Origin of the sequence: Actinophytocola sp., from assembly GCF_050699935.1 — a bacterium.
GTDB lineage: Bacteria > Actinomycetota > Actinomycetes > Mycobacteriales > Pseudonocardiaceae > Actinophytocola.
In genome coordinates, this window is the sequence record NZ_JBOHGB010000207.1 from 1 (window position 1) to 10,156 (window position 10,156).

Here is a 10,156-nt window from a genome sequence, read left to right on the forward strand (position 1 = left end):
CACCCGATGGACGATGCGGTGGAAGCCCGTGATCAACGCGTTCGCCATCACCTTCGGTGACCGCTGGCCGGGAGCCGAAACCTACTGATCAACAACGCCGGAAACACCGATCATGGGATAGACCCGCCCTGCGTGGCTAGGCAGCCAAGCGGAGGCCAAGCAGTCGGCCGCTAAGGGCGGTGAGCATGCAGGCAGTGAGCACAGTCGGCCGCACGCGGTCAGCTGGACAAAAGTCCACCGGGGGCGATGGTCAACACCTTGCCCCGCCACTCGCCCGAAGATCGTGGGCAGGTTCCTCCCATAGCGGGAAAATCGACGTTCGTCAGCAGGGTTCGTCCACACGGTGGGGCGCGACGCCGAACTCCAGTGCCGTTCGCCCTGCTGCCACCGGACCCCAACTGTGGAGCGTGAGTCCGCAGTCGGCGGCGAGTCTGGTCAGCTCGTCGACCGTCCGTTCCCGGCCGCCGAAGCACATCAGCATGAACAGGTCGATCGCGGTGTCGGCCCCCTGCCCCCGCAGCGGCTCGATCACCACCACGGTGCCGTTCGGTGCGGCGGCCCGACGACACCCGGCCAGGATCTTGCGGGCGTGGTCGTCGTCCCAGTCGTGCAGGATGTCGGACAGAAGGTAGGCGTCGGCCCCCACGGGCAGCGGGTCGAAGAAGCTGCCGGAAACCGCGCTGGCCCGACCATCGAGTCCGGCTGCCGCGAATCTGTCGGTGGCAGCGGTCGCCGTCGGGGACAGGTCCAGGACCCGTCCGCGAAGGTCGGGATGGGCATGCAGGATCGCTGCGAGCACGGTCCCATCGCCCCCGCCCACGTCGAGGATCTCGGGGAAACGGCTCCAGTCGAACCGCTCGGCGATCTGCGGCGCCTGTACCTGGAACCGCCAATTCATCTGGGCGTCGAACGAGCGCCGCAATTCCGGCCTGGCGTCGAGGTCCGCCCAGAAATCGTGCCCGTACCGGTGCAGGTAGGCGGGAGCGCCGGTGGTGATCGTCCCGAGCAGGTCGACGAAGGCGAGCTCGGCGCGACCGCCGGCACTGCCGATGTCGAGCAAGGGCTTGATCCCTGCCGGGGCGTCCTCGCTCATCTGGGCGCCGAGGTCCGTGGGGCGGTAGTGACCGGACTCCATGTCGAGGTCGAAGACACCGATCGCGACCAGGTGATCAAGCAAGCATCGTAGTGCCGGCGCGGAGGTCCCGGTCTCGGAAGCGAGTTGCTCCACCGTTGCTCCCACGCTCCCCGCTCGTTCTACCAGACTGAGCGTCGCGGCTACCCGGATGGACATGGGGGTGGCCAGACTGGCCATTTCTCGAATCGACGGTGATGCCATTGATGAACTCACCGTCTGAGGCTATCCACGCTCGACGGGTCCGAGGCGGCGCTCACCTCATCGACCCCGGCCACGGAGATGGACTTTCGAGGCCGATGTGGCCCTCGCGCGCGACAGGGGAACCAAGCGGTCAGGTGGGGCGGGAGAGGATCTTCTCGCGGGCCTCGGCGTAGCGCTCCCGCAGGCCCGGCGTCGGGTCGGCCTCGAACGTCGCCGTGGAGCCCAGGCGCCAGCGCGGCGGGCTGTCCGTGCCCGTCAAGGCCCACGCCGCCTGGCGGGCCGCGCCGTCGGCCACGTACTCGCCCGGCTCGGGGACCAGGACCGGGCGGCCCAGCACCGCGGGCGCGATCCGTCGAACCGCCGACGAGCGGGCGCCACCGCCGATCAGCAGCACCCGGTCCACCCGGACGCCTTGTGCCACAAGGGCATCCACCGCGTCGGCCAGGCCACACAGCATGCCCTCCACCGCGGCGCGGGCCTGGTGCGCGGGGGTCGCGTTCGCCAGGCGCAGGCCGTGCAGGGCGCCGGTCGCCGACGGGAGGTTCGGGGTGCGCTCGCCCTCCAGGTACGGGACCAGGACCAGGCCGTCCGCCCCCGGCGGCGCCGACAGCGCCAGCTCGTCGAACCGGCCGTGTTCCACGCCCAGCAGGTGGGCCGCCGCGTCCAGCACCCGGGCCGCGTTCAGAGTGCACACCAGCGGCAGGAACCGGCCCGTGGCATCGGCGAAGCCGGCCACCAGACCGAGCGGGTCGGCACTCGGCTTGTCCGCCACCGCGAACGCCGTGCCCGAGGTGCCGATCGACACGACCACATCGCCCGGCTCGGCCCCGACGCCGAGCGCGGCCGCCATGTTGTCCCCGGTCCCCGCCCCGAGAACCGCGCCCGGGGCGGACCCGCCGACGCGGCCGGCGGTGTCCGACGGACCCAGGACGGCCGGCAGCCGGACGGACTTGCCGAGCCCGAGCCTCAGCAGGTCCTGCCGGTACAGACCGGTCGCCGGCGCGAAGTACCCGGTCCCCGACGCGTCGCCGCGGTCCGTGGTCAGGGTGGACAGGTCACCGTCGCCGCGCAGGCGCCAGGTGAGGTAGTCGTGTGGCAGGCACACGGCCTCGGTCCGCGCCACCGACTCCAGCTCGTGGTCGGCGAGCCAGCGCAGCTTCGTCACCGTGAACGACGCGACCGGGACCGCGCCGACCGCGTCCGCCCACGCCGCGGGCCCGCCGAACTCCGAGACGAGCGCCACCGCGGCGTCGGCCGACCGGGTGTCGTTCCACAGGAGGGCCGGGCGCACCACCTCCCCGGACGACGACAGGCACACCATGCCGTGCTGCTGGCCGGCGACCGAGACGGCGGCGACGTCGTCGATGCCGCCCGCCCGCTCGATCGCCGACCGCAGCGCGTCCCACCACGCCGCCGGATCCACCTCGGTCCCGTCGGGATGTGCCGCCGAGCCGCTGCGCACCAGGGCCCCGGTCTCCGCGTCGCGCACCACGACCTTGCAGGACTGTGTCGACGAGTCGACCCCAGCTACCAGCGGCATGGTCAACACCTCCGTCACCCAGATGCTAGAACCGGATCTTCCTCAGGTACCGGTATCCGGTGTCGGCACACATCAGGGCGTCCACCGGCTCGTCGTTCTCGACGATGTACTCCTCGACCTCCAGCGGGTACGTCGCCCGGAAGATCCGCGCGAAGTCGATCGTGCCCTCGCCGAGGTCGGCGAAGCCGCCGTCCGGCTTGCGGTCCTTGACGTGGTACTGATCGACCCGCCCGGCGTTCTGGTAGAACACGCGCACCGGGTCCTGCTCACCGGTGACGACCCAGTACAGGTCCAGCTCCAGGTACACGTTCCGCCGCGACGTGCCACGGGTGAGCACGTCGAACGGGCGCACGCCGTCGATCGGCTGGAACTCGTGGGCGTGGTTGTGGTAGCCGAGCGGGATGCCCGCCCGCCGGAACGCCCTCCCGGCCGCCTCCAGGCGCGCGGTGAACTCCTCCCACTCGGCGATCGTCGCGAAGTTGGAGAACGGGTGCGCGACCCGCCGGTTGCCGAGCGTCTTCGCGTCGGCGATGGCCTGGTCGAGGTCGGCGCCGTCGATGCCGACATGCGCCGAGGTGGCCCGGATGTGGTTGGCGTCGAGGATCCGGCGGAACTCGGCGGCGCTGCGGCCGTACGTACCGGCCATCTCCACCTTGCGGTACCCGATGTCCGCCAGCGCCGACATCGTGCCCTCGAGGTCCTCCTCGAACAGGTTCCGCAGCGTGTAGAGCTGAATGCTGATCTTGTCCTTGGACACGCGCAGCGGCCGGTGCCCGCCACCGGCACTCGCCGTGCCCGGCAGCGCGCTCATCGCGCCCGCCGTGATCGCCGCGCCGGCGGTGCCGCGCAGCATCGATCTTCTGGATATGGCCACGACAGATCCCTTCGTCAGAGGTGCGGGACGGATCAGTCCTTTGTGGAGAATGCGGCGTCGAAGGCCGCCGTCGGCTTGTCGAACAGGTTGTTGCGGATGAACGTCACGGCCTCCTCGGCGCCGCGCAGCCGGTCCATGCCGGCGTCCTCCCACTCCACCGAGATCGGCCCCTGGTAACCGATCGCGTTGAGCGCGCGGAACGAGTCCTCCCACGGCACGTCGCCGTGCCCGGTGGACACGAAGTCCCAGCCACGGCGCGGGTCGGCCCATGCCAGGTGCGAGCCGAGACGCCCGTTGCGGCCGTCGAACCGCTTCTTCGCGTCCTTGCAGTCCACGTGGTAGATCCGATCGGCGAAGTCGAGGATGAAGCCGACCGGGTCCAGGTCCTGCCAGACGAAGTGCGACGGGTCCCAGTTCAGCCCGAAGGCCTCCCGGTCGCCGACCGCCGCCAGCGTGCGCTTCGTGGTCCAGTAGTCGTAGGCGATCTCCGACGGGTGCACCTCGTGCGCGAACCGCACACCGACCTCGTCGAACACGTCCAGGATCGGGTTCCACCGGCGCGCGAAGTCCGCGTAGCCGTCGTCGATGACGTCCTGGCCAACCGGCGGGAACATGGCCACGTACTTCCAGATCTTCGACCCGGTGAACCCGACCACCGTGGACACGCCGAGCTTCGCCGCCGCGCGGGCGGTGTCCTTCATCTCCTCGGCGGCCCGCCGGCGCACGCCCTCCGGGTCGCCGTCACCCCAGATCCGGGGCGGCAGGATGTCCTTGTGCCGCTGGTCGATGGGATCGTCGCAGACCGCCTGGCCCACCAGGTGGTTCGAGATCGTCCAGACCTTCAGGCCGTGCGAGGCGAGCTGCTCCAGCTTCCGCTGGACGTAGTCCTCCTCGGCCAGCGCCCGATCCACCTCGAAGTGATCGCCCCAGCAGGCGATCTCCAGCCCGTCGTACCCCCAACCCGCGGCGAGCTTGCACACCTCCTCGAACGGGAGGTCGGCCCACTGGCCGGTGAACAACGTGACCGGTCGACTCATCGTCGAGCTCCTTCCGAGACAGTGACGTCGCTGATTCCTTGCAGGTGCAGGAGCAGGTCATGGACATCGGTGGCGGCGAGCGCACCATCGGGCTCGCCCTTCGGCACCGAGCACAGCAGCACCGGCCCGTCCGCGGCGGTGGCTGGCAGCCGGCCGTGCGAGCCGCGCACGCAGGACGGGTCGAGTGGGACCACGCTCATCGCGTAGCGCAGCCCGGCCTTCTTGCGCACCAGGTTCAGCCCGGCCTTGGCCTTCACCAGCCGGTCGGCCGGGTCGAAGAACAGCTCGGCCGGGTCGTAGCCGGGCTTGCGGTGGATCTCCACTCCACGCGCGAAGTCCGGGGCGCGCGCGTCGTCGAGCCAGTAGTAGTAGGTGAACCACGCGTCCGGCTCGGCCACGGCGACGAGCTCACCCGCGCGCGGGTGGTCGAGGCCGTACCGCTGCTGCGCGGCCCGGTCGAGCACCTCGTCCACTCCGGACAGACCGGCCAGCAGGTCGCGGACCCGAGCGAGGTCCGCGGGGTCGGCGACGTAGACGTGCGCGACCTGGTGGTCGGCCACCGCGAACGCCCGCGACGTCCACAGGTCCAGGTACTCCATGCCGGCCTGGGTGTAGACCTCGAGCAGGCCCTCCGCGCGCAGCAGCCGGTTAACGTCCACCGGCCGGCGTACCGGCGTGATGCCGTACTCCGAGAGCACCACCACGGTCGCGCCCGCGTCGACCACGGTCGCGAGCAGCGGGCCGAGCGCGCCGTCGACCTCGCGCGCCGCACGCACGGCCTCCGGCCCGTCCGGGCCGAACCGCTGCAGGTCGTAGTCCAGGTGTGGCACGTACACCAGCAGCAGGTCGGGCCGGTGCTCGGTGAACACCCTGCGGGACGCGCCGATGATCCACTCGCTGGACCGCAGGGCCGCGGTCGGGCCCCAGTACTGGAACAGCGGGAACTCGCCCAGCGCGCCGGTCAGCTCGTCGTGCAGGCCCGGCGGACGCACGTAGGCGTCCGGCGACTTGCGGCCGTCGGCGTGGTAGATCGGCCGGGGCGTCACGGTGATGTCGGTGCTCGCACCCATCGCGTACCACCAGCACACGTTCGCCGCCGTGTAACCGGGCTCGCGCGCGCGGGCGGTCTCCCACACCTTCTCGCCGGCCACGAGCCGGTTGTGCTGCCGCCAGAGGAAGACCTCGCCGAGCTCACGGAAGTACCAGCCGTTGCCGACGATCCCGTGTCCGGCAGGCATCCGCCCGGTGAGGAACGTCGACTGCACGCTGCACGTCACGGCCGGCAGCACCGTGCCGAGCTCGGCCTGCCAGCCGCGGCGGGCGAGCGCGGCGACGTTCGGCATGTGCTCCAGCAGCCTCGGCGTCAGCCCGACGACGTCGACCACGACCAGCTGGGGTGTCATGACTGTTCCGCCTCTCCGGAATTCAATGTGCTGGTTCCGTTGAAGGACGGAAGGTTCTGTTTGGTCACGTACTTGTGGCTGGGTCGCGCCACGTTCCCCTGAGGTGCCGTTGCGAAGCCCTCGGCCTGATTCGATCTCGAGGTTGACACAGGGGGTGTCACTGGTCCACCTCCTCGAACAGGTTGGCCGCGGCCCAGCGCAGCTCGGCGGCGATACCCCGGACCAGCGCGGTGTCCCCGCCACCGCCGGCGGTCTCCGGCAGCACGCTCCACGTGTAGGTCTCCACCTCGACGTGCGGCAGCTCTCCATCCACAGTGGACTCCAGGGCGGCGACCGCGGCGCGCAGCACGTCGGTGGTGGCCGACAGCGGGGCCGCCGGCCGCGCGTGCAGCGGCACGTGGAAGTGCACCCGCCACGCGCGCCGCGCGGGCAGCTCGGTCAGCGCCTGCGGGATGTCGTCGGCGCCGACCACGTCCCCGTCCCCGGTGCGCTCACGCACCTGGTGCAGGTAGCGCGGCTCGGTGAAGTCGGCGAGCGCGAGCCGGGCCGGCTCGCCGCCCGGCTCCTCCACCTGCAGCGCGGCCGACGCCTGCACCTTCACCACCGACAGGCCGGCGTCGTAGATCGCCGCGACGGTCTCGGCCGGGTCGGCGAAGGACACCGCGAGGTGACAGGTGTCCAGGCACAGCCCCACGTACCGCGGGTCGACCCGGGGCGCGAGCCAGGCCACCGCGTCGGCGACCGAGTCGAGCACGCAGCCCGGCTCCGGCTCGACGGCGAGCCGGATCGGCCGGCCGTTCGCCCGTGCCATCCCGTCGAGCATCCCGGTCAGCTCGGCCAGCGCACCGGCCGCCGCGGCGTCGTCGGCGTCGTCCCACGGCGTGCGCCAGGCCAGCGGGAGCGTGGAGATGCTGCCGTAGCGGGCCGAGCCGGGCAGCAGGTCGGCCAGTACCACCGCACAGTCCACCGTGTACTCCAGCCGCCGCGGGTCGGTCCACTGTGGCCGGTACACGGAGTGCTTGACGACCTCGTCGTGGAAGCCGCCGTAGGGGAAGGCGTTGAGCGTGTGGACCTCGAGCCCGCGGGCGTCGAGCTCGGCGCGGAGCGTGCGGCGCGCCGAGGTGTCGTCGGCGAGCACGGCGGCGAGCGAGGCCGGCAGCCACAGGCCGAGGCCCAGCACGTCCGCGCCGACCAGCCGGCGCACCGGCTCGGCGTAGCGGTCGAACTGCGCCAGTACGCCGTCGAGATCCTCGGCGGGGTGGACGTTCGTGCAGTACGACAGCGGCGTCATGCCCCGCCTCCGCGCAGCACCGAGTTCCCGGCGAACGTGTCGTCGGACGGCGCGAAACCGGGCAGCTCGTCGAGCACGAGCCGGTCGCTCTGGCCGTAGAACTCGACCGGGTTGTGCCACAGCACCTTGTCCACAACGGACTCGGAGAAGCCGGCGTCGAGCATCGCGCGACCGGTCTTGTACGTCTTCAGCGGGTCGGAGCGGCCCCAGTCGGCGGCGGAGTTGACCACGATCCGATCGGTGCCGTACTCCTTCAGGATCGCCACCATCCGCTGCTCGTCCATCTTCGTGTCCGGGTAGATGGAGAAGCCCATCCAGCAGCCGGACTCCGCGACGAGGCCGACGGTCGGCTCGTTGAGGTGGTCCACGACGACCCGGCCCGGCTCGATGCCGGACTCGCGCACGACGTCGAGCGTGCGCTTCGTGCCGGCGAGCTTGTCCCGGTGCGGGGTGTGCACCAGCGCCGGCAGCTCGTGCTCGACCGCGAGCCGCAGCTGCGCGGCGAACGCGGCGTCCTCCTCGGGGGTCATCGAGTCGTAGCCGACCTCGCCGACCGCGACGACGCCGTCCTTGGCGAGGTAGCGCGGCAGCACGCCGAGCACCTCGGCGCAGCGCGGGTCGTTGGCCTCCTTGGGGTTGAGCGCGATCGTGCAGTGGTGGCGGATGCCGAACCGCGCCGCGCGGAACCGCTCCCAGCCGATGAGGCCGTCGAAGTAGTCGGTGAACGACGCGACGCTGGTGCGCGGCTGGCCGAGCCAGAACGACGGCTCGACGAGCGCGCGCACGCCGGCGGCGAACATCGCCTCGTAGTCGTCGGTGGTCCGCGACGTCATGTGGACGTGCGGATCGAATATCTTCACGACTGGGCCTCCAGGAGTGTCACGGCGTCGGCCGGGACCTCGCGGCCCGCGGCCCGGCGTTCCTCGGCGTAGTCGGCGACCATGCGCAGCAGCTCGGCGTCGGTGCGCCGGTCGAGGTCGGCGACGGCGGCCAGCGGCACGCCGACGAACAGGCACTTCAGCACGCCGTGCCGCCAGCTGTGGTCGTCCAGGTGGCGCGCGCCGAACTCGCCCATGGCGGCCGCGACGAGCCTGATGTCGTTGGCGCGCAAGGCGTCCTTCACGATGTCGAGCCCGGCCGGGGCGACCGACGGGGGCAGCGTGGCGAGCCCGCGCAGCACGCCGCGGCGCTCGGCGTCGTCGCCGTAGCGGTACAGATCGGTGACCTCCGCGGCGAGCTCGGCACCGTCGAGGACCTCGGTGAGCGCGGCCAGCAGCCGGGTACGGGCGAGGTCGTCGACGGTGCCGTGCACCAGTCCGTGCGGGTCGGACTCGGCACGCAGCGCGGCCCGGCCGACCTTGCGGCCCGCCGCCGGGAAGAGCGTGCGGATGGCCGCCGGGTCGGTCCGTATCCGGATCTCGGCCTCGACGAGCCAGGGATGGTCCACGGTGTCACCCACCCCCATCGGTCGGTCGGATCCCGAGCGCCGCACGCAGTGCGGTGATCGCCCGGGCGGCCACGTCCGGCGCCGCGTGGCTGTGCCGCGGCAGCTCGACCGCCGCGACGCCGGCGTAGCCGACCTCGGTCAGCGCGGCCAGGGTGGCGGGCAGCTCGAGCTCGCCCTCGCCGAACTCGAGATGCTCGTGCACCCCGGTGCGCATGTCGTCCAGCTGCACGTTCACCAGCAGACCGGCGGCGCGGCGCAGGCAGGCCGCCGCGTCCTCCGGTTCCACCGCGACGCAGTGGCCGACGTCCAACGTGATGCCGAGCGGCTCCGGCGCGCCCAGCTCGTCGCGGAGCCGCAGCGCGTCGGACAGGCGCTCGACGAACATGCCCGGCTCGGGCTCCAGGCCCAGCCGGACGTTCCGCGCGATGGCCTCGTCCAGCACGGTCGCCACCCCGTCGCGCAGCCGCCGCCACGCGGTTCCAGGCTCCACAGTGGACGGTCGGATGCCGGACCAAAACGAGACGCAGTCCGCGTCCAGGTCGGCGGCGATGCGGATGGCGCGGTTGAGGAAGTCGATGCGCCGGCCCGGCTCGTCGCAGACCAGCGTGGGGTGGTGCTTGCGGTACGGATCGAGCAGGTACCGCGCGCCGGTCTCGACGACGCGGCGCAGCCCGAGCCGGTCCAGGAGGCCGGCGACGTGCTCGGTCCGCTTGACCACGTCGTCGGCGTACGGGTCGAGGTGGTCGTGGTCGAGGGTGAGCGCGACCGCCGTGTAGCCGAGGTCGGCGATCACTCGCAGCGCGTCGTCGAGGCGGTGGTTGGCGAAGCCGTTGGTGCCGTAGCCGAGCCGGAAGGCGGTCATGTCGGGCTCACCTTCCTCGACAGCGCACGGGCGACCGGGAGCGCCGCGGCCACGACGAGGGCACCGCCGAGTGTTCGGCGGGCGACGATGGCGGCCTGGAGCGGGACCATGCCGTGGATGCCGGCCATCGTGGCCCGCCGAACCGTTGCGGCGGACGGGTCCCGCCGTGCGGCGAGCTGCGCCCGGCCGACGGTCGCGGAGTAGAGGCCGGCCGCGGTGAGCGCGCCCAGCCGATGCCTTGCCGATCGCGCCCGGCCACCGATCGCGGCCGCCGCGGTGATGGCGGTGCCGGCGAGCGCGGCCTGGGCGGTGGCTGGTGTGGCGCCGTGCACCTCGCCGCGGGACAGGGCCGTGACACCGAGCGTG

At 71.9% G+C, this 10,156-nt stretch carries 7 protein-coding genes and 2 pseudogenes; all 9 read right to left on the minus strand.

Annotated features, from left to right (window positions below):
- Window positions 1-322: 322 nt before the first annotated feature.
- On the minus strand, window positions 323-1,336 hold the full coding sequence (locus tag ACRDTB_RS35385; RefSeq protein WP_431436613.1) for a methyltransferase: 1,014 nt from the start codon (window positions 1,334-1,336) through the stop codon (window positions 323-325).
- 130 nt (window positions 1,337-1,466) lie between these two features.
- The gene (gene xylB / locus ACRDTB_RS35390) at window positions 1,467-2,876 is read right to left on the minus strand and encodes a xylulokinase (RefSeq protein WP_431436614.1); all 1,410 of its coding nucleotides are present in this window, start codon (window positions 2,874-2,876) and stop codon (window positions 1,467-1,469) included.
- A 25-nt stretch (window positions 2,877-2,901) separates the two neighbouring features.
- Entirely contained in the window at window positions 2,902-3,729 is an 828-nt protein-coding gene (locus ACRDTB_RS35395; protein WP_431436615.1) for a sugar phosphate isomerase/epimerase family protein, read from the minus strand.
- 53 nt (window positions 3,730-3,782) lie between these two features.
- Window positions 3,783-4,787 carry a sugar phosphate isomerase/epimerase family protein gene (locus ACRDTB_RS35400; protein ID WP_431436616.1) on the minus strand — a complete coding sequence of 335 codons (1,005 nt, stop codon included), beginning with the start codon at window positions 4,785-4,787 and terminating at the stop codon, window positions 3,783-3,785.
- Window positions 4,784-6,190 (minus strand): alkaline phosphatase family protein, encoded by a 1,407-nt coding sequence (locus ACRDTB_RS35405; RefSeq protein WP_431436617.1) that lies wholly within the window; start codon window positions 6,188-6,190, stop codon window positions 4,784-4,786. Before ACRDTB_RS35405 ends, ACRDTB_RS35400 begins: the two co-directional genes overlap by 4 nt.
- A 157-nt stretch (window positions 6,191-6,347) precedes the next feature.
- Entirely contained in the window at window positions 6,348-7,481 is a 1,134-nt protein-coding gene (eboE, locus tag ACRDTB_RS35410; RefSeq protein ID WP_431436618.1) for a metabolite traffic protein EboE, read from the minus strand.
- Window positions 7,478-8,341, minus strand: coding sequence for a TatD family hydrolase (locus tag ACRDTB_RS35415; RefSeq protein WP_431436619.1), 864 nt, complete (start codon window positions 8,339-8,341; stop codon window positions 7,478-7,480). The genes eboE and ACRDTB_RS35415 overlap by 4 nt, the downstream gene beginning before the upstream one ends.
- A pseudogene (locus tag ACRDTB_RS35420) lies at window positions 8,338-9,790 on the minus strand (EboA domain-containing protein). The gene ACRDTB_RS35415 and the pseudogene ACRDTB_RS35420 overlap by 4 nt, the downstream one beginning before the upstream one ends.
- Window positions 9,787-10,156 (minus strand): annotated as a pseudogene (locus ACRDTB_RS35425) (SCO3242 family prenyltransferase); the annotation flags it as partial. The pseudogenes ACRDTB_RS35425 and ACRDTB_RS35420, both read right to left, overlap by 4 nt.

Bases quoted from the DNA above. Each gene is read 5' to 3' on its own strand.
- xylB (WP_431436614.1), bottom strand. From the start codon at position 2,876: ATGCCGCTGGTAGCTGGGGTCGACTCGTCGACACAGTCCTGCAAGGTC.
- ACRDTB_RS35395 (WP_431436615.1), bottom strand. From the start codon at position 3,729: ATGCTGCGCGGCACCGCCGGCGCGGCGATCACGGCGGGCGCGATGAGC.
- ACRDTB_RS35400 (WP_431436616.1), bottom strand. From the start codon at position 4,787: ATGAGTCGACCGGTCACGTTGTTCACCGGCCAGTGGGCCGACCTCCCG.
- eboE (WP_431436618.1), bottom strand. From the start codon at position 7,481: ATGACGCCGCTGTCGTACTGCACGAACGTCCACCCCGCCGAGGATCTC.
- ACRDTB_RS35385 (WP_431436613.1), bottom strand. From the start codon at position 1,336: ATGGCATCACCGTCGATTCGAGAAATGGCCAGTCTGGCCACCCCCATG.
- ACRDTB_RS35405 (WP_431436617.1), bottom strand. From the start codon at position 6,190: ATGACACCCCAGCTGGTCGTGGTCGACGTCGTCGGGCTGACGCCGAGG.